General features: G+C 33.9%; 16 protein-coding genes. 12 read left to right on the top strand and 4 right to left on the bottom strand.

Going from position 1 to position 19,772, the window contains the following annotated elements:
• Positions 1–16: 16 nt before the first annotated feature.
• Genes C8J95_RS02150 through C8J95_RS02140 form a run of 3 tightly spaced genes read right to left on the bottom strand, consistent with a single transcriptional unit; the run spans position 17 to position 3,299 of the window.
• Entirely contained in the window at positions 17–1,489 is a 1,473-nt protein-coding gene (locus C8J95_RS02150; RefSeq protein ID WP_107807413.1) for a WG repeat-containing protein, read from the bottom strand.
• Positions 1,490–1,491: 2 nt separating this feature from the next.
• Entirely contained in the window at positions 1,492–2,166 is a 675-nt protein-coding gene (rsmI, locus tag C8J95_RS02145) for a 16S rRNA (cytidine(1402)-2'-O)-methyltransferase (RefSeq protein WP_107807412.1), read from the bottom strand.
• A complete protein-coding gene (locus C8J95_RS02140) occupies positions 2,166–3,299 on the bottom strand; it encodes a hypothetical protein (RefSeq protein WP_107807411.1) in 1,134 nt (377 codons plus the stop codon). The genes rsmI and C8J95_RS02140 overlap by 1 nt, the downstream gene beginning before the upstream one ends.
• Before the next feature lie 46 nt (positions 3,300–3,345).
• On the opposite strand from C8J95_RS02140, the gene C8J95_RS02135 reads away from it, so the two are divergent.
• The 6 genes from C8J95_RS02135 (at position 3,346) to C8J95_RS02110 (ending at position 11,868) form a co-directional block, all read left to right on the top strand.
• Entirely contained in the window at positions 3,346–3,939 is a 594-nt protein-coding gene (locus C8J95_RS02135; protein ID WP_024563852.1) for a thymidine kinase, read from the top strand.
• Positions 3,936–6,386, top strand: a complete 2,451-nt coding sequence (locus C8J95_RS02130) for a bifunctional UDP-N-acetylmuramoyl-tripeptide:D-alanyl-D-alanine ligase/alanine racemase (protein WP_107807410.1) — start codon at positions 3,936–3,938, stop codon at positions 6,384–6,386. Before C8J95_RS02135 ends, C8J95_RS02130 begins: the two co-directional genes overlap by 4 nt.
• Positions 6,387–6,439: 53 nt before the next feature.
• Positions 6,440–8,590: a patatin-like phospholipase family protein gene (locus C8J95_RS02125; RefSeq protein ID WP_107807409.1), complete on the top strand. Its 2,151-nt coding sequence runs from the start codon at positions 6,440–6,442 to the stop codon at positions 8,588–8,590.
• A gap of 59 nt (positions 8,591–8,649) precedes the next feature.
• The gene (gene ybeY / locus C8J95_RS02120) at positions 8,650–9,057 is read left to right on the top strand and encodes an rRNA maturation RNase YbeY (protein WP_107807408.1); all 408 of its coding nucleotides are present in this window, start codon (positions 8,650–8,652) and stop codon (positions 9,055–9,057) included.
• Positions 9,058–9,083: 26 nt separating this feature from the next.
• On the top strand, positions 9,084–10,946 hold the full coding sequence (gene mnmG / locus C8J95_RS02115; RefSeq protein ID WP_107807407.1) for a tRNA uridine-5-carboxymethylaminomethyl(34) synthesis enzyme MnmG: 1,863 nt from the start codon (positions 9,084–9,086) through the stop codon (positions 10,944–10,946).
• A 106-nt stretch (positions 10,947–11,052) separates the two neighbouring features.
• Complete coding sequence (locus C8J95_RS02110; RefSeq protein ID WP_107807406.1) at positions 11,053–11,868, top strand: class I SAM-dependent methyltransferase; 816 nt, start codon at positions 11,053–11,055, stop codon at positions 11,866–11,868.
• A gap of 568 nt (positions 11,869–12,436) precedes the next feature.
• On the opposite strand, the gene pgk is transcribed toward C8J95_RS02110, so the two are convergent.
• Complete coding sequence (gene pgk, locus C8J95_RS02105; protein WP_107807405.1) at positions 12,437–13,627, bottom strand: phosphoglycerate kinase; 1,191 nt, start codon at positions 13,625–13,627, stop codon at positions 12,437–12,439.
• Between the two features lie 650 nt (positions 13,628–14,277).
• Between pgk and rpiB the strand changes: the two genes are divergently transcribed.
• From rpiB to C8J95_RS02075, 6 genes are all read left to right on the top strand, one after another.
• The gene (gene rpiB, locus C8J95_RS02100) at positions 14,278–14,709 is read left to right on the top strand and encodes a ribose 5-phosphate isomerase B (protein ID WP_059156136.1); all 432 of its coding nucleotides are present in this window, start codon (positions 14,278–14,280) and stop codon (positions 14,707–14,709) included.
• A 40-nt stretch (positions 14,710–14,749) separates the two neighbouring features.
• Positions 14,750–16,903: a ribonuclease R gene (gene rnr / locus C8J95_RS02095; RefSeq protein ID WP_107807404.1), complete on the top strand. Its 2,154-nt coding sequence runs from the start codon at positions 14,750–14,752 to the stop codon at positions 16,901–16,903.
• Between the two features lie 6 nt (positions 16,904–16,909).
• Positions 16,910–17,602, top strand: coding sequence for a LysE family translocator (locus C8J95_RS02090; protein WP_034871950.1), 693 nt, complete (start codon positions 16,910–16,912; stop codon positions 17,600–17,602).
• On the top strand, positions 17,602–18,531 hold the full coding sequence (locus C8J95_RS02085; protein WP_107807403.1) for an LD-carboxypeptidase: 930 nt from the start codon (positions 17,602–17,604) through the stop codon (positions 18,529–18,531). The genes C8J95_RS02090 and C8J95_RS02085 overlap by 1 nt, the downstream gene beginning before the upstream one ends.
• Positions 18,532–18,536: 5 nt before the next feature.
• On the top strand, positions 18,537–18,899 hold the full coding sequence (locus C8J95_RS02080) for a YraN family protein (protein ID WP_107807402.1): 363 nt from the start codon (positions 18,537–18,539) through the stop codon (positions 18,897–18,899).
• Between the two features lie 65 nt (positions 18,900–18,964).
• Positions 18,965–19,714 carry an SDR family NAD(P)-dependent oxidoreductase gene (locus C8J95_RS02075; protein ID WP_107807401.1) on the top strand — a complete coding sequence of 250 codons (750 nt, stop codon included), beginning with the start codon at positions 18,965–18,967 and terminating at the stop codon, positions 19,712–19,714.
• Positions 19,715–19,772: the final 58 nt, after the last annotated feature.

The raw sequence follows: 19,772 nt of genomic DNA, 5'->3' as shown, positions 1-19,772 counted from the left end.
AAGAATTGTGCTTATTTTAATTTAAAGTAGATATTATTTCTTTTTTTCCTTTATCCGAAAGGTACATATATTCTTTACTAAATGCGTAAGAATCATATATAAAAGGTCTTATAATTTCATTTCTATTGTTGATAAGACCATATTTACCGTTCAGTTTGGCCACAAAAGTCATGTTGTTCCTAAAGCCGGCAATTTCTTCATATACAAACGGCAAAATCTCTTTCCCGCTGAATTCAATAAAACCATATTTTCCACCCTTTCTAGCAATCAAGCCGGTATTCTTCTGTGTTCGAAAAAAGAAAGGATCAAATGCTGGCGAAATTTCATCAAAATTTAAAGGTTCCGTTTTCCATGTATTCCATTCCAGGCGTTGATAACCAATTTTGTTTTTAACCACCAACTGGTTTTCATCCAATGCGTAAATAGTAAAACCTTCAGAAAAAATCTGTTGAAAATTCTTATTCAACAGGTTATTTATTTTATTTTTTTCGGTAATAAGATACTGTAATTTATCTGTTGAAATAAAAGAGATTCTGTCAAAGCTTTCATTAACAATCTTATTCAGGGAATCATCAATAATAAATTCCTGATTCTTTACATTCAATAAAAAGTATTTGTTAAACAAAAAAGCAATGCTCCCTGCTTTAATTTTCTTATTCTCTTTAGTTTTTAAATTAAATAGAAAAAACTGGGTATTGCTTTTGTCCATAATAGCATAATCTCCATAAATAGTGATATGCGAATATTCTAATGGCAGAACTTCTTTTCCTTCAGAATCTATTAGTCCTTCTTTATCTATATTTCTGTCCAGGCATACAAAATAGTCGTTATTTGCTTCAGTATTGATTAGCTCATATTTTGATTTTAAAAGAATTTTATTCTCTTTATCAACTAAAAAATACTTATCCGGGGCCACTTGAACACAGGACTCATCTTTATTAAAATATGAATTTCTTTGATAAACGAAATCAGAAACAAATCCTTTTTCGGGATTGTAAATAGCCCATTTATTGTTCTTTTTCACAAAAAATATGCTTTCTCCGGCATATTCAATAGAATCATAAAGAAAATCTAATTCGGGCTTTTCGGTAAGATAATTGACTAGTCCAAACTTTTTATTTTTGGAAACAACCAAGTAACCGTTCTCACTATTCCAGGATAAACCAAAATCATAATTGTCCAAAGGGATTTTATAATCTCCCTTGAAATCTATCAATCCGACTTTTCTATTATTACTTTCCCCGGTATAATGAAAAAAATAACCTTTTCTAAAGGGTGCCAAATTTCCATTTACAGGCTGTAGCGTTACAGTTCCAGTGGAATCTATAATCCCTGAAAAATTTCCTTTTTTGAAAACTGCATATCCTCCTTCAAACCGGTCAATATCGAGTTTTAATTTATCTCTTAAATCATATTGCAGCTTCAGATCGCTTTGGGAAAATCCAATCAACCAGAAGAATGCTGAAATAAAAGATAAATTCTTTCTCACATTTATACCGAATTATTTACAATAAGAACAATTTCTCCTTTTAGCGTTTTACTTTTAGAAAACTCTATTAGTTCATCAATAGTCCCGCGCTTAGTTTCCTCAAATTTTTTGGAAATTTCACGGCTTAGACTTACTTGTGTTTGTTCACCAAAAAATTCTTTTATTTGTTCCAGTGTGGTATTAATCTTATGTGGGCTTTCATAAAGAACAATTGTTTTTTTCTCTTCAGCCAGTTGCTTTAGTTTGGTCTGACGCCCTTTTTTCTGTGGCAAAAATCCAGCGAAATAGAAGTCGTGATTAGGAAGTCCTGAAACAACTAATGCAGGAACAAAAGCCGTAGCTCCGGGAAGACAGATCATCTCAATATCATTATCCCGTCCTGCTTTTGCCAGAAGATAACCAGGATCCGATATTCCGGGAGTCCCGGCATCAGTAATAATAGCTATATTCTGTCCATTTTTAAGATCCTGAACAACTTTCTCTGTAGCCTGATGTTCGTTATGCAAATGATAAGATTTCAGCGGCTTCGATATCTCATAATGTTTAAGAAGAATCCCTGAAGTACGGGTATCTTCACAAAGTATATAATCGACATCTTTTAAAACTTTTATTGCTCTGAAAGTCATATCCTCCAGATTACCTACGGGTGTTGGTACAAAATATAATATGCCACTCATTATCTAAAACGGCTTTCTACTAGCGACCATAATCTTTGTGCATACTCGTCTACCGGTTTCCAATCTCTGTCATAGTACAGATCGCTAAGGTATTCTTTTGCATCATCTAAAGTCCGGGCCTCATTTAATCTTTCTAATACGTATTTCATTTCTACTTCATCGTTATTGAATAATTTTTTCAGGAATGCCATTCTGTCGTTCAGATCCAGTCTGAATTGACCTATCTGAACCGATGTATTAGCATTTGTTGGTGTAAATGCAGTATTTTCTTCTGTATTTACATATTCATTTACCTTCTCAGGTACCTCGCTATTTTCTGTAATATTTGTTATTTCTTCTCTGGAAATTGGTTTTAATCCCTTAATAGAAGCCAGCTTTACTTTATGAGCTGCTTCTTCATCCAAATGTTCGGAACCTTCCTCTTCTCTTACAAATAATTCTTTAATTTGATATTCCGGTTCTTTTTCAACTTCTTTCTCCTCATCAGCATGTTCTTCTTCTGTTGAAACAGTTTCCTCAGTGGTCTCTGTTTCATTCAAAACTTCTTCTTCTGCTGTATCAGTAATTACAGGTTCTGCCTCGGTCTCAGTTATTGTTGTATCTTCTTTAGGTTCTTCAGAGACTTCTTCAGTTTCAGCAACAGTTTCGGTTTGTTCCTCTTCTATCACTATCTCTTCAGGTGTCTCATCTTGATTTTCTTCCAAAGTATTTACATATTCTTCTTCCTCAGAATAATCATTTTCTATGATATTCTCTGTTTTCGGAATCACAACATTTACTTTTTCTGTTGGTATCTCTTCATCAGTAATTTCTGCAATTTCTACAGAAGCTTCATCTTTAGTAAGATCTTCTTCAAATTCAGTTTCTACCTCTCTTTCTTTTTCAAGAGCCTCTTCAGATTTATCATGAGTAGGATTAGCTTCAATCATAGCTTCCAATTCATTTTTTCTCTGATGGATATCAATACTTTCTACTTCCAGCATTTTCAGAAAAGCTACTTTTTCATATAGCTCCTGAACTTTCTGATAATTAGTAATTAATCCTGCTGTTGAATCAACAACAGCTATATCAGAGGCAATTTTTTTTACATCTTCAAGGATCCTGTCCTGAATGTCATGAGAGTTTTGCATCATTATTTTATGTAATTTTGATGTGGAATAATATGTGCTAAGTTAACAAATGTTTTTAGAAAATACAATTAACCACGCCAAGCAAAGCGGGTGGATGGAAGTGATATGTGGCTCAATGTTTTCCGGTAAAACGGAAGAGCTAATTAGGCGTCTGCGCAGAGCAGAAATGGCTGGTCAGCAAGTAGAAATTTTTAAACCAAAAATTGATGTTCGTTACTCCGATGAAGATATCGTTTCACACAACGATAATAAAATCCGGAGTACAGCCGTAGATACTCCTAATGAAATTCTGTTACTGGGATCCAATTGTGATGTTGTGGGTATTGATGAAGCACAATTTTTTGATGAAAGCGTTGTAGAAGTTGCCAATCAGTTGGCCAATAGCGGTACAAGAGTCGTTATTGCCGGACTGGATATGGACTTTATGGGTCGCCCTTTTGGTCCTATGCCTAATCTCATGGCAACAGCCGAATACGTTACAAAAGTTCATGCCATTTGTAAAAGAACAGGAAATTTAGCCAATTATTCATTAAGAACATCTGCCAGCAAAGATTTGGTTCAGCTAGGAGAAACAGACAGCTATGAAGCTGTTAGCCGCCGTATCTTTTGGGAAGAGATGCAAAAGCAAGAGAAAAATAAATGAAATATACTGCACAGGAGTTAGCTTCAATGACCAACTCCCGGATTACCGGAAATAAAAATGAAGTTGTTGAACAATTGATTTTCGACAGCAGGCTTATTTTTTCTTCAAAAAATAATGCCTTCATTGCTCTAAAGACTCAGAAAAATAATGGTTCCAAATACATTAAAGAAGCTATAGAGAAAGGAATAAAAGTAATTATAGCTGATGAAATATATGAAACTTCCGGGCAGGATATAACCTGGATCTTAACTTCTGATACGCAGAATTTTCTTAGACAGTTAGCACATCATCATTTACAAAATCTAAATATTAAAACCATTGGGGTTACCGGAAGTAATGGTAAGACTATTGTAAAAGAGTGGTTATATCAATGTTTGTGGGATGAAATGAGAGTTGTAAAAAGTCCAAAAAGTTATAACTCCCAGATAGGACTTCCCTTATCTATTCTCCAAGCTAATAATGATGATGAACTGGGAATTTTTGAAGTTGGAATTTCCAAGCCACACGAAATGGAAAAACAAGCTGAAGTGTTTTCACCCCATATTGGAGTATTCACACATCTTGGCTCTGCCCATTCAGAATATTTTGAAAATGAAGAACAGCTTCTGAATGAAAAACTAAAGCTTTTTGAAAGATCAGAAGTGATCATTTATAATGGTGACCATCCTTTGATAAAATCCAAAATACAGAGTTTATACAACAATAAAACTCTGATTTCTTATGGTTTATATATATCAAACGATATTTTAATTGAAAGCCCAATAGATCAAAAAGAAGCCTTTAATATCAAGGTTTTAGATGGTTATATTCAGATTCCTTTTACCAATCGGGATCAGGCTACTCTGCACAATGCATTGGCTGTTATTGCTGTTCTTAATTTTCTAAAAATCCCACATTCAAAAATTGTTGATAAACTCAACAATTTGCAGGCTGTGGAAATGCGAATGGAAAGCATTAAAGGAGAAAGAGACAACCTTATTATCAATGATTCTTATAATCTGGATCTCGATTCACTAAAAATAGCATTGAGTACATTAAACCAGTATGGAAATAAATCACAAAAGGTATTAGTTCTTACAGATATACATGATGTAAAAGATCAATCTGAACATCTATATCATACCGTTGCAGGTTTAGTTAACGAACATTCGTTAGGTAAAGTATACCTGATAGGAACAGAAATAACAAAGTTTGCTCATTTATTTAATTCTAAAACTTTTTCTTTCGATAACATTCAAGAATTAATTGAAGATCAAGAATTTAATAGTATTGAAAATTCATTAATTTTATTGAAAGGGGCTCGTAAATTTGAACTTGAAATTCTGAAAAAAGAATTAGAACTTCAATCACATGATACAGTTCTGGAAGTAAATCTAAATGCTATTCTGCATAACATCAATGTCCACAGAAGCTTTTTAAAGCCGGAAACTAAAATGATGGCTATGGTAAAAGCCTACTCTTATGGATTAGGCGGTTATGAAATTGCAGAATTTCTACAACATCATAATATCAATTATCTGGGTGTCGCCTATGCAGATGAAGGTGTTGACCTAAGAAAAAATAAAGTGACCCTACCTATTATGGTAATGAATCCGGAGCTTAATAGTTATGATACTATTATCGATTATCAGTTGGAACCGGAAATCTATAGTTTCAAAGTTTTAGATCTTTTTCTTAAAGCTTTAAGAAAAAAAGGAATCCATGAAAGATATCCCATCCATATAAAATTGGAAACAGGTATGCATCGTTTAGGCTTTCGAAGAGAAGATCTGGATGATCTCCTTCTTAAAATTAAGGAAAATAACCTCAGAATAGCCAGTATTTTCACACATCTTTCTTCTGCAGACGATCCTGAAGAAAGAGAATATACTTTAGCCCAGATAAAGCTATATACGGACAATTCAGACTATCTATTAGCCCGAACAGAAGACAAACCATTAAGACATTGTCTAAATTCACCAGGAATTACCAATTATACCGAATATCAGTTTGACATGGTAAGAATTGGTATCGGGATGATTGGCTATACAACAAACCCAGCTATAAAACCCTTATTACAAAGTGCTGTATGTTTTAAAACTGTTATTACTCAAATTTCTCCACTACACCCCGGAGAATCATTAGGTTATAACAGAAGATTTAAAGCTGAAAATGATACTAATATTGCGACAATAGCTGTTGGATATGCTGATGGTATACCACGATTACTAAGTAACGGAAAAGGCTTTGTTGGCATTAAAGGAAAGCTTTATCCAATCCAGGGAAATGTATGTATGGATATGCTGATGGTAGACATTGGCAATGATCCTATAGAAGAAGGTGATGATGTTATTATCTTCAATGGAAATCCAAGTCTGGAAAAATTTGCTGAATATTGTCAGACTATTCCTTACGAAGTGCTAACTTCAGTTTCGAGACGTGTAAAAAGAATATATATAAAAGACTGATGAAATAAAGTAATTTTCTGAATTTCATCGATAAAATTAAATACAATATAGGGATGAAAAAACTATTTCTTTTTCTTGGGGTTATTATAAGCATCTTTAGCTATTCTCAGGTTAAAGAAAACTTAGTTATCCCTCCGCATCCAAAGATAGGATTATCACTAAGTGGTGGTGGTGCAAAAGGCTTTGCCCATATAGGAGTTCTAAAAGTTTTGGACTCTATGGGTGTTAAAGTAGATTATATTGGCGGAACCAGCATGGGTGCAATTATCGGAGGATTATATGCAACCGGATACACAGGAAAAGATATCGAAAACATTATCCTGAATACAGACTTTTATAATGTATTGAGCAGTTCCAGTCCACGCCAGCAAACCTCATTTTTCAGTAAAAATGTCGATAAATATCTTTTGAAAATCCCAATACAAAAGGGTAAAGTAGTATTACCTTCAAGTATTTCTTCAGGTCAGAAAAACCTGGCGATGTTCAAAGAATTATTTCAGAACTATTCTTCCGTTCAGGACTTCAGCAAACTTCCTATACCCTTCTTTTGTATAGCAACCAATATTGAAACCGGAGGTGTAAAGCAACTTGAAACCGGAGATTTATCTCAAGCTATAATGGCAAGTTCTGCTTTCCCCGGGCTTTTGGATCCTGTAAAAATTGGAGATAGTCTTTATGTTGACGGTGGTATAACAATTAACTATCCTTCCGGCCCATTAAAAAAGAAAGGAATGGACATTGTAATTGGGGTAAATCTTGACCAGGGATTTGAAAAAAGGGATCAACTAAATAATATTGTATCTATTCTCAATCAGATTATCACATTTGGTATTTCTAAAGAAACCAGAAAACAATTACCCTATACAGACATTAATATTCAACCTGTCCTTACCGGAGTTAATGTTACCAGCTTTGAAGAAAAAGACAAAACCATTAAAGCAGGTTATGAAGAAACATTACGTTATTCCGGTATTCTGAGGCAATTACCAAAAAAGGAAGCCCCGGTTGTAATAAACAAAAAAATAATACTGTCAGAAGTATACAAAATAGACGGTTTCGAGATAGAAAACGACAATATATATAACAAAGACTATATCAAGGGTAAAATGGGCCTTAAAATCCCTTCCCGGTATACCTATAGCAATATCAATAGTAAAATTGATCAGCTATATGCGACAAACAATTACAGCTTCATCAATTATGACATTGTAAATGAAAATGGAAGAAATATTCTGAAGCTAAATGTAGCTGAAGATCAGAACCGGATATTCATGAAATTTGGACTTCATTATGATGAAGTTTTCAAAACTGGTCTATTGGCAAACCTTACTGCAAAAAGAGCTTTATTTAAAAACTCCAATGCAAGTTTAGACGTTGTATTTGGAGATAAGCCACGCTATTATTTCAATTATCTAATGGATAACGGATATATTCCAGGCTTTGGTATTTTTTCTTCAGGAATGAAACTTGACTTAAAAGACCAGGATGCGAATGTGTATCAAAACTGGAATTGGTTCCGGAATGAAATTTATATTCAGTCTGTATGGAAAGACAGGTATGCTATCGGTGGAGGATTGAGTTATGATATATTCAATAAGAAAATGGGAACCAATAAGAATACATTCCATTACTACAATCCTTATATCTTTATTAAAAGTGATACGCAGGATAATACAGAATTTCCAACAAGAGGTATTTATATAGATATTCAGGCAAAAGCTTTAGACTTATTCAAAGACAAACAAATCGAAGATAAAGGTGCGCAGGTCTCCGGGAATGTAAAACTGAATATTAAATTTTCAGAAAGACTTACTTACAGAGTTTCTGGATTTATGGGTGTAACATTCGGAGAAGTTCCGGAATTTTACAAGTACAGATTAGGTGGAATATTTGAACAAAATTTAGGTTCTTTTGTTTCATTCGATGGATATCAGTTTGGACAAAAAACAGATAACAATGTACTTCGTATAACGAATAGTTTTCAGTACCGAATACTGAAAAATTATTATCTTATTGCTAGCTATAATACAGCAAGCCTTTTTCCGAATATTAAAAATACAGAATTCTTAAGCTTCAGAAATAATTCTGTAGGACTTACCGCCGGGTACAGTTCTCCTTTCGGACAAATTAAGCTTAATTATAGCCAGCCACTTAATCAGGGAGGCAAGGGAATTTTCAATGTAGTTTTAGGACATTGGTTTTAGAATATTATACAATCGTAAGCACCCCCTACACCACCCCTTTCAACTGTCAACAAAAATTTATGATAAATTATTTTTATGAAAACGTAGCTCCTGTTTCGGATGAAGAAAAGAGAGCAAAATGGTTAGAACAACTAATCCTGGAAGAAGGTAAAAAACTAGGAGATATTAATTATATTTTATGTAATGATGAATATCTTTTGGAGATAAACCGCCAGTATTTGGATCATGATTATTATACTGATATTATTACTTTCGATTATTGTAAAGGCAAAATAATATCCGGTGATATTTTCTTATCTTTGCAGCGCGTTTTAGATAATGCATCCATGCTCGAAACAAAGCAGGAAGAAGAATTAAATCGTGTGTTAGCTCATGGTATTTTACACCTTTGTGGTTACAAAGACAAAACAGAGGAAGAGCAAAAAATAATGCGATCTAAGGAGGATTATTACATAGAAAAATACTAAATGTTTCACGTGAAACAATTTCAAAAATGATCGATCAAATATATGATGTAATAGTAGTCGGAGCAGGTCACGCTGGTAGTGAAGCTGCAGCCGCTGCAGCCAATTTAGGATCAAAAACTTTATTGGTTACAATGAATATGCAAACCATCGGACAGATGAGCTGCAACCCGGCTATGGGAGGTATAGCCAAAGGACAAATCGTAAGAGAGATAGACGCAATGGGAGGATACTCCGGGATTGTAGCAGATAAAAGTGCAATACAATTCAAAATGCTTAATCTCTCTAAAGGACCTGCAATGTGGTCTCCAAGAACACAAAATGACAGAATGCTTTTCGCATCAGAATGGAGATCAATGCTGGAGCAGACACCTAATCTGGATTTTTTCCAGGATATGGTAAAAAGTCTAATTATTGAAAACAATAAAGTAGCAGGTGTTGTTACTTCTTTAGGAATAGAAATAAAGGCTAAAGCAGTTGTTCTAACAAACGGAACTTTCCTAAATGGATTAATCCATGTTGGAGACAAGCAACTAGGTGGAGGAAGAATGGGTGAACCAAGAGCTTTCGGAATTACGGAGCAATTGGAAAGCTTAGGATTTGATGCCGGAAGAATGAAAACCGGTACCCCACCCCGCATAGACGGAAGAAGCTTAGATTATTCTAAAATGGAAGAGCAACCAGGTGATGAAAATCCTCAGAAATTCTCTTATCTGGATACTCCTAAATTAAAAGAACAAAGAAGTTGTCACATTACTTATACTAATGAAATTGTTCATGATATTCTAAGATCTGGTTTTGACAGATCTCCGATGTTCAACGGAACTATTCAAAGTATAGGACCAAGATACTGCCCAAGTATTGAAGATAAGATTAACCGTTTCGCGGAAAGAAACAGACATCAATTGTTTGTAGAACCTGAAGGATGGAATACTATAGAAATATACGTAAATGGCTTCAGTTCTTCCCTACCGGAAGATGTACAGATTAAAGCAATGCGTCATATTCCGGGATTTGAGAATGTAAAGGTATTCAGACCAGGATATGCTATTGAATATGACTACTTTCCACCAACTCAATTAAAGCATACTTTAGAAACCAAGCTAATTGACAATCTATATTTCGCAGGTCAGATCAATGGTACTACAGGTTATGAAGAAGCCGCAGGACAAGGTTTAATTGCTGGTATAAATGCCCATAACAAAGTCTTTGATAAAGAGGAATTTATACTAAGTAGAGACGAGGCTTATATAGGTGTATTGGTAGATGATCTAATTACAAAAGGTACAGAAGAACCATACAGGATGTTTACCTCTCGAGCTGAATACCGTCTCCTACTCCGCCAGGATAATGCAGATATCAGACTTACAGAAAAAGCTCATAAACTAGGTTTAGCTTCCGATGAAAGGCTTCAAAAGGTTGAGAATAAGATAGCTAAAAGTTCAGAGCTGGAAGAATTTCTTAAGGCTACTTCTGTAAAAGTAGATGACATAAACCCAATTCTGGAAGAGAATAATTCAAGTCCTGTAAATCAAAGCTTTAGAGCAGCGCAAATACTAACAAGGCCTAATATAGACCTTAATAAGCTTTGTGCTATAGAGGAGATCAAGAATAAGGCTGCGGAATATACAGACGAGGTAAGAGAACAAGCTGAAATCAATATAAAATACAAGGGATATATAGATAAAGAAAAGGAAAATGTTGCCAAGCTGTATAGACTTGAAAATATAAAAATTCCTAAAAATTTTGATTATTCAAAAGTAAACAGCCTTTCAGCAGAAGCTAAACAAAAGCTATCTTCTGTTCGTCCTGAAACAATTGCACAAGCAGGAAGAATTAGTGGGGTCTCCCCTGCTGATATAAATATTCTGCTTATTTTTCTTGGTAGATAATTATATATGTTTCACGTGAAACATTAACGAAAAATACTATTAAAACAATCATAAGTTATGGTTGTTTTAATTTTTTCTATATGTTTGTATAAAGAAGATTTTTTAGATGAAAATAAAAGATTTATTCCTCACTCAGGAAGAATTTGAAGTAAGAGAAATTTCGGCAGGAATCCTGAAAACATTTCCTGTTCCCGAAAATTTATCAAAATATTACGAAAGCAAAGAGTACATTTCGCATCATCAGGAAGACAAATCTTTAAAAACAAAGATTTATAAATTCTTTCAACAATTCAATTTAAAATATAAAAAATCTATTTTAGATACAGAAGTAAAAACAGGAAACAAGATCTTGGATTACGGATGCGGGGCCGGAGAATTTTTGAATTTTATAAAAAACAGCTATGAAATAAATGGCATAGAACCAAATGAAAGTGCCCGAAATGCTGCAAAACAAAAAACAGGAGAAGCGAATATTAAAAATAATCTTTCTGAAATCGAAGATTACTCTTTAGATGCAATGACCTTATGGCATGTCTTTGAACATATTGACAATTATGAAGAATTCTTAGAGGAAGTTTACAAAAAAATTAAGCCAAAAGGAAAGTTGATAATAGCTGTTCCAAATTACAAAAGTCACGATGCTGAATATTACAAAGAATATTGGGCAGCTTATGATGTTCCACGTCACATTTTTCATTTTTCTAAAGAAGGAATAAAATCTATTTTCAATAATGAAAGATGGTCGTTAAAAAAAATTAGCCCTCTCCTACTCGATTCCTATTATATCTCTATAATAAGTGAAAAGTATAAGAAAAATTCATTTTCCTGGTTAAAAGGAGGAATTCGTGGAGCAATTTCCAACAGTAAAGCATCAAAAACCGGTGATTTTTCTTCCTTGATATACATTATCGAAAAAATATAGAAAATAGAAATAAGACCCGTTTCTGAAGGTCGATTTTGAATAAAAAAGAGCAAAATCTAATATTTTGCTCTTTTTATTTTATTAAACTCAGTAAATATAAAATTCTATTTTAGAAATCCATAAGTTTTTTTAACACTTTCAATTTGCTCCTTTTCTGTTGTTTGAAAAATAAAATATATCGGGATCAATTATTGGATTGGATTCCTTTGGAACAATTTCAATAACTGAATGAAAAGGAAAATTTCCTTCTTTCATTTTTTCAAGAACAGATTTGTAATTCTCGAAATCTGAATCCTGACTTGTGACAATCATCCCCCTACCCTTCCTATCTAAATTCTTTCTGAATAAAATTATCTATGAGAACTTTATACAAATTTTTTATTGATCTGGGAATTTTTAACAAATTTCAAAAAATAAATTTTGTCATAATTATCTTATCTCTTTATAACTAAAAATTACTAATAAAGAAAAATTTGAAAAAGTAGATAGTTACCACAAAATATTTTCATGAATAGAATCCTTCAGAATTGAGGGATTCTATATTTAGCAAATTGCAAAATTTCATAAATTAATTTCTGATAGCAGCAACTCCTGGAAGTTCTTTTCCTTCCAAACTTTCTAGCATTGCTCCACCTCCTGTGGAAACGTAAGAAACTTTTTCGTCATATCCGTATTGTTTAGCAAAAGCAACACTGTCTCCTCCTCCAACTAGAGAAAAGGCATTAAGTTTTGTCGCTTCCGCAATACTATCGCCTAACTTGATTGTTCCGTTTGCAAAATTTGGCATTTCAAAAACGCCAAGCGGTCCATTCCATAAAATTGTTTTGGAAGAAAGAACAACATCATTAAATTTCTCTGAAGTTTTCTCTCCAGCATCAAGTCCCATCCATCCTTCTGGAATATCATATGCATCAAATTGTTTTGATTCAGCATCGTTACTAAATTCTTTAGCCGCTATAACATCTATTGGAAGATAAACCTTAACATTATTTTCTACAGCACTCTTTAAAATTTGCAGAGCCAGTTCTTGTTTATCATCTTCTACAAGAGAATTACCAATATGTCCTCCTTTTGCTTTAATAAATGTAAAAGCCATTCCACCACCAATAATAAGATTATCAACAGCCGGAAGAATATTTTCGATAATAGTAATTTTAGAGGAAACTTTGGATCCACCTAATATTGCAGTAATTGGTCTTTCTCCATTATGAAGAACTTTATCAATAGCGTCAAGTTCCTGAGCCATTAAGAAACCAAAAGTTTTGTTTTCAGGGAAAAATTCAGCAATAACAGCTGTAGAAGCATGTTTACGGTGAGCTGTACCAAATGCGTCATTAATATAAATATCACCAAGTTTTGCTAACTGGCCAGCAAAGTCTTTATTTCCTTCTTCTTCCTCGTTATAATATCTTAGATTTTCTAAAAGAAGAACTTCTCCAGGCTTTAATTCAGCTACAGCTTGTTCAGCAATAGCACCAATACAATCCTTTGCAAATTTAACCGGCCTTCCTAACACAGAAGAAACTTCATCAACGATTGCTTCAAGAGAAAATTTAGGATCTTTTTGCCCTTTTGGTCTTCCAAGATGCGTCATCAGTATAACTGATCCACCATCATTCAGGACTTTATCAATAGTTGGTTTGGCAGCTACAATTCTGGTATTATCAGTAACCTTGCCTTCTTCATTCTGGGGAACATTAAAATCCACACGGATCAATGCTCTCTTTCCTGAAAAATTAAATTCATTAATGCTTTTCATATACAAAACTTATTTGCACAAATGTAGGACATCTCAACGAAAAAAAAAGAAAAACGGCAAACGAGAAATCAACAATGCATTCACAGATTTTAACAATTAAATTTTATAAAAGAAAAAAAAAGAATGTGTTATACTGTTGTAGCGTTAGGAATTGTGGAAAAAAAATAAGCTCATTTTTACTCATATTTAATCTTTACGTAACTAATACTTTATTAACACTAAAAATATATAAAAATCAATGAGTTATAATGTTATCCACACTCTGTGGATAACTATGAATAGGGATAAAGTTTCTATTTTTCTCTGGGTATAACTTCTTTGTTTTATCCCTGAAAAGAAAATGAAAAAAGTTTTTTTTATTTCACTAAAAATTCTCATTAGTTAATTTTTCTTAAAATAGAAAATAAAGTTCTCGGATAGTTTTCCATAGTTATTAACATACTTTCCCACATTTTATTGGTGTTTTTATCGAAACCTTTTGCTGATGCGTTTCTATAAGGATTACCTATATTAATATATAGTTGATAAGTTGAGCCGAATTTGATTATAAACAGACAGGTGTCCTATAATTCATATTTTGTAATTCGTTCTTTATAATTAAATTTAGAGTAAATTTGTATCTATACTAATAATAAAGAATAAAAAGGAAAATGAAAAAGATTGCTATCGCAGGAGATCACGCTGGTTTCGAATATAAAGAGATCATAAAGAAATACCTTGATGGAAAATACGAGGTAAAGGACTTCGGAACCTACTCTACTGACAGTGTAGATTATCCGGATTTTGTACATCCTGCAGCTTCTGCTGTTGAAAACGGAGAATTCGAATTAGGAATTCTGATCTGTGGAAGTGGAAACGGAGTACAAATTACTGCTAACAAACACCAGGGAATCAGATGCGCATTATGCTGGGAAGTAGAAATAGCGGAATTAGCAAGACAACACAACGATGCAAATATGATGTCTATCCCTGCAAGATTTGTTTCTGAAGATTTAGCAAAGCAAATGGTTGATGCTTTTCTTACAACTAATTTTGAAGGAGGAAGACACCAAAACAGAGTTAATAAAATCAAATTCTGTTAATAAACTATATTTATAGTTTATAATTTTTAAACACTATACTATGCCAAGGAAGAAGAGAAATTTAAGTAAAAAAAATAATGACAAATTACATGATATAGGAAGATTGATTGTAAGGTTTATGTCTAAGAAAACTTCTAAAATCTATAACTATAAACAGATTGCTGAAGGCATAGAGTTTAAAAACCCAAGGCAACGAGAGCAGGTTATACAGACATTGCATATTCTGTTGTCAGAAAATAAATTAAAAGAAGTAGAAAAGGGTAAATATATCCTGAATATAGAAATAAGTGATACCCTTACCGGTGTAATAGATTTTAACCAATCTGGTAATGCTTATGTAAAAGTAGAAGGCGTAAGTGATGATGTATTTGTGCATCAGAAAAATGTAAAGAATGCTCTACAAGGAGATACAGTTACAATAGTTCCGTTTCATTTTAAAGGAAAAAAATTGGAAGGAGCTGTAGTAGATGTTGTTGAAAGAAGTCGTACTCAGTTTGTAGGGACATTCCAATATATTGCTTCCAAAGATTTTGGTTTTGTTATTTTCGATAAAAAAATAATTAATACCGATATCTTTATTCCTAAGACTAAGTTTAACGGTGCAAAAGATGGTGACAAAGTTATTGTCAAAATGCTGGGTTGGGACGATAAGAGTAAAAATCCTGAAGGAGAAATTACTGAAGTCCTTGGACATCCTGGGGATCATGAAACAGAGATTCATTCCATACTTGCCGAATACGGATTACCTTATAATTTCCCACCTGAAGTAGAGTCAGAAGCTCAAAAAATTGACCGTACATTATCGGAGCAGGAAATTGCCAGACGCTGGGATATGCGTGATATACTTACTTTCACCATAGACCCTAAGGATGCAAAGGATTTTGATGATGCTCTTTCACTGCGTAAACTTGAAAATGGTAATATTGAAGTAGGAGTTCATATTGCAGATGTATCTTACTACGTACAACCAGGAACTTTACTGGATCGGGAGGCTTATGACAGAGCTACCTCTGTATATCTTGTAGACAGAGTGGTACCTATGCTTCCGGAAGTATTGAGTAATGAATTATGTTCTCTTCGTCCGAATGAAGATAAATTTACCTTTTCAGCTGTTTTTGAATTAAACGACAAAGCCGAAATTCAGAAAGAATGGTTCGGTAGAACAGTTATTAATTCAGACAGAAGATTCACTTATGAAGAAGCACAGGAAAGAATCGAAACTAAAGAAGGAGATCTTGCAGAAGAAATAAACCTTTTAGATTCTTTAGCAAAAATACTTCGTAAGGATCGTATGAAGCATGGAGCTATTGCGTTTGACAGAGCGGAAGTGCGTTTCAACCTGAATGAAGAAAGTCAGCCAATCGGCGTTTATTTCAAGATCAGTAAAGATGCTAACCACCTGATTGAGGAATTCATGCTTCTGGCTAATAAAAAGGTATCGGAGTTTGTTTCACTTACCAGAAAGGAAGAACCAACAAACAATACATTTATCTATCGTATTCATGATGATCCGGATCCTACAAAATTAGCTTCATTAAGAGATTTTGTACATACTTTCGGATATAAAATGAATATTTCTAACCGAAATAAAATTTCGGAATCTATGAATAAGCTTCTTTCCGAAGTAAAAGGAAAAGGAGAAGAAAATATGATTGAAACTCTTGCTATGCGTAGTATGAGTAAAGCCGTTTATTCTACCGAGAATATTGGGCATTATGGGTTAGCTTTTGATTATTATTCGCATTTTACCTCCCCTATTCGTCGTTACCCGGATGTTATGGCTCACAGACTCTTGCAGCATTATCTGGATGGAGGAAAGTCTCCGAATGTGGCTGAATATGAAGAAAAATGCAAACATTGCAGCCAGATGGAACGCTTGGCAGCCGATGCTGAAAGAGATTCCATCAAATTTATGCAGGTTAAATTTATGGAGAAACATGTAGGAGAAACCTTTAAAGGAGTTATTTCTGGTGTTACCGATTGGGGAATCTATGTAGAAATCCCTGAAAATGGTGCTGAAGGACTCATAAGATTACGTGATCTTACAGATGATTCATATATGTTTGATGCAAAGAATTATGCTATTGTAGGCATGACACACGGAAATACATATCAATTAGGAGACGAAGTAGAGATAAAGGTTGTAAAAGCAAATATAATTGCCAAGCAGCTGGATTTTAAACTGATTCAATAAAAATTTATGTTAGAACTAATTTTATCTGCTGTAGGATTAGGCATTATGCTTAGTCTGGTCTTCATTGGACCTATATTTTTCCTGTTGATTGAAACTAGTTTTACACGGGGCCCCAGACATGCATTGGCTTTAGATCTGGGTGTTATATTAGCTGATATTACCTGTATTGTGGCGGCTTACTACAGCAGTCACGATCTGGTAACAATTATAGACCGGCATCCTAGTTTTTACCGAATTACAGCCTTCATTGTCCTTATGTACGCTGTTTTTATGATCCTTACCAAGACAAAAATGCATGTGGAAGGAGAGCAAAAGCTTATTAGTCAAAATTATTTTAAAACCTTTATCAATGGTTTTCTTTTCAATATTCTAAATATAGGAGTGGTACTTTTTTGGCTTGTAACAGTAATTTCGGTGCGAAAAAATTATCCAAGTGCAGATGAATTTTTGCTATATATAGGCCTTGTAATCCTTACCTATCTTAGTATAGATGTCTTTAAAATTCTTTTGGCAAAACAGTTTCATAACAAGCTAAATGATAAAGTAGCGAATAAAATCAGGAAGCTGGTAGGCTTTATTCTGGTTGCTTTCAGCGTATTTATCTTCCTACAGAGTTTTAAAAAATTCAATCAGTTTGATAAGAAATTAGAAGAAAGCGGATATCATAAACTTGACCATAACACAGATCAGAAAAAATAATGAAAGAAATTGTTTTTCCGGATAAGATTAAAAAAGGAAGTTCTATTGCGGTAATAACTCCGGCAGGCGCTATAGAACCTGGACAGCTGGATAAAACTTTAGAGCTAATAAAAAGCAGAGGTTTCGAACCTGTTTTAGGCTCAAATGTCTATTCTAAGTATAGTAATGGTTATAACTACGGCGGAACTCCCGAGGAAAGATTAAAAGACCTTCAATGGGCTTTAGATGGTGATTTTGGAGCAATCTGGACCACACGTGGCGGATATGGATGTGCACAGCTTCTACAGAATATAGATCTGAAAAAATACCGAAAGAATCCAAAATACCTTATCGGATATTCTGATGTTACTGTATTGCAGGGTTATTTACTAAATAATGGTTTTGCTTCTGTTCACGGACAAAGTATCAAAACATCTTCTCAGGGTGTTTCTGAAGCTTCTTATGATGGGATTTTTAATATTCTGAGTGGTAAAAAAACTCAATATATTATTGAAAATAATCCTTTAAATAAAAAAGGTAAAACCAAAGCCCAGCTTGTAGGCGGAAATCTGGCAATGATCTACAGTGTTATGGGATCTAAATATTCTTTTGATTTCAAAGACAAAATTCTATTCATTGAAGATATCGGAGAGCAGTACTATGCATTGGACCGTATGCTGATGAATCTGGAACTAAACGGAGTCTTTGGAAAGATAAAAGGGTTAATTGTAGGTGGAATGACAGGTATGGGTGATGAGAAAACTAATGAGCATTACGAGGCTTCTTTCGATCCTATGGCTTATGAGATCATCGCTCAGAAATTTGACAAATACGATTTTCCAATAGCATACGGATTACCAAACGGACACATTTTCGATAATCAGCCTCTGATAATAGGTGCTGAAGTAGAAATGAATGTAAAGGATAAAGCACAGATTACTTTTAAATAAAATGCATGGCTGAACATAATGATTTTGGGAAACTGGCGGAAGAACAGGCTGTCATTTTTTTAAAGCAAAATCATTATCAGATTTTAGCCCGAAACTGGTACTGGCAAAAAGCAGAAATAGATATTATTGCCAAGAAGGATAATATAATCCATATTGTGGAAGTAAAAGCCAGAACTTCGGATGACTTTATCGCACCTGAGGAAGCTGTTAATCGGAAAAAGAGAAAGTTACTGATTATGGCTGCCAATGAATTTATACAAAATCTGGATGAAGAAGTAGAAGTTCAATTTGATATTATCACTATCCTGTCTGAAAACGGAAAATATACCCTTGAATATATAGATGATGCTTTCGAAAGCATCGATTGAATATTAAACTAACCATCTGACAGTGTTAAGTACGCTGTCAGACTATTATATTGCTACATATATTTATGAGAACAGCATTTATAACCGGAGCAACATCCGGAATAGGAAAAGCAGCAGCAATAAGACTTGCTGATGAAAACCACAGACTTATTCTTTGTGGAAGAAGAAAAGAAATTCTTGAAGAACTTGCAGGAGAATTGGCGCAGAAAACGGATGTATATACACTTACTTTTGATGTCAGAAATTATGAAGAAGTACAGAATGCCATCGCAAGCCTTCCTGCAGAATGGCAAACTGTAGATATACTGATTAACAATGCCGGAAACGCACATGGTCTAGAGCCGCTTACAGAAGGTAAAGTTTCTGACTGGGATATGATGATGGATGGGAATGTAAAAGGGCTTTTATATGTGTCTAAATGCATTATTCCCGGTATGAAAGAAAGAGCTTCCGGGCACATCATCAACATTAGCTCTGTAGCAGCATTGCAGACTTATGCAAATGGAGTTGTTTATTGTGCCTCCAAAAAAGCAGTAAAGACAATAAGTGAAGGGATGCGTCTGGAGCTTACAGAATTTGGAATTAAAATAACTGATCTTGCACCAGGAGCTGTAGAAACAGAATTTTCAGAAATTCGTTTTAAAGGTGATAAAGACAGAGCAGCAACAGTATATGCAGGATATGAAGCACTAAAAGCTGAAGATATTGCAGATGTTATTTCCTATGTTGTAAATGTTCCAAAACATGTAACAATTGCAGATATGACCATCTACCCTTCTGCACAGGCCTCTCCTACCCAGATTTTCAGGAAATAGATATTGGGAAATGATTACAGAGTTCTTATAACCTCTTAACTTTTTATAACTTTGCTGC

Origin of the sequence: Elizabethkingia sp. YR214 (assembly GCF_003058195.1) — a bacterium.
GTDB lineage: Bacteria > Bacteroidota > Bacteroidia > Flavobacteriales > Weeksellaceae > Elizabethkingia.
This window is presented reverse-complemented; position numbering and strand designations above follow the sequence as displayed.

What these genes read in the sequence shown, in the direction of transcription:
- rsmI (WP_107807412.1), bottom strand. Translation starts at nt 2,166, where the DNA reads ATGAGTGGCATATTATATTTTGTACCAACACCCGTAGGTAATCTGGAG.
- C8J95_RS02140 (WP_107807411.1), bottom strand. Translation starts at nt 3,299, where the DNA reads ATGATGCAAAACTCTCATGACATTCAGGACAGGATCCTTGAAGATGTA.
- C8J95_RS02135 (WP_024563852.1), top strand. Translation starts at nt 3,346, where the DNA reads ATGTTTTTAGAAAATACAATTAACCACGCCAAGCAAAGCGGGTGGATG.
- C8J95_RS02130 (WP_107807410.1), top strand. Translation starts at nt 3,936, where the DNA reads ATGAAATATACTGCACAGGAGTTAGCTTCAATGACCAACTCCCGGATT.
- C8J95_RS02125 (WP_107807409.1), top strand. Translation starts at nt 6,440, where the DNA reads ATGAAAAAACTATTTCTTTTTCTTGGGGTTATTATAAGCATCTTTAGC.
- ybeY (WP_107807408.1), top strand. Translation starts at nt 8,650, where the DNA reads ATGATAAATTATTTTTATGAAAACGTAGCTCCTGTTTCGGATGAAGAA.
- mnmG (WP_107807407.1), top strand. Translation starts at nt 9,084, where the DNA reads ATGATCGATCAAATATATGATGTAATAGTAGTCGGAGCAGGTCACGCT.
- C8J95_RS02110 (WP_107807406.1), top strand. Translation starts at nt 11,053, where the DNA reads ATGAAAATAAAAGATTTATTCCTCACTCAGGAAGAATTTGAAGTAAGA.
- pgk (WP_107807405.1), bottom strand. Translation starts at nt 13,627, where the DNA reads ATGAAAAGCATTAATGAATTTAATTTTTCAGGAAAGAGAGCATTGATC.
- rpiB (WP_059156136.1), top strand. Translation starts at nt 14,278, where the DNA reads ATGAAAAAGATTGCTATCGCAGGAGATCACGCTGGTTTCGAATATAAA.
- rnr (WP_107807404.1), top strand. Translation starts at nt 14,750, where the DNA reads ATGCCAAGGAAGAAGAGAAATTTAAGTAAAAAAAATAATGACAAATTA.
- C8J95_RS02090 (WP_034871950.1), top strand. Translation starts at nt 16,910, where the DNA reads ATGTTAGAACTAATTTTATCTGCTGTAGGATTAGGCATTATGCTTAGT.
- C8J95_RS02085 (WP_107807403.1), top strand. Translation starts at nt 17,602, where the DNA reads ATGAAAGAAATTGTTTTTCCGGATAAGATTAAAAAAGGAAGTTCTATT.
- C8J95_RS02080 (WP_107807402.1), top strand. Translation starts at nt 18,537, where the DNA reads ATGGCTGAACATAATGATTTTGGGAAACTGGCGGAAGAACAGGCTGTC.
- C8J95_RS02075 (WP_107807401.1), top strand. Translation starts at nt 18,965, where the DNA reads ATGAGAACAGCATTTATAACCGGAGCAACATCCGGAATAGGAAAAGCA.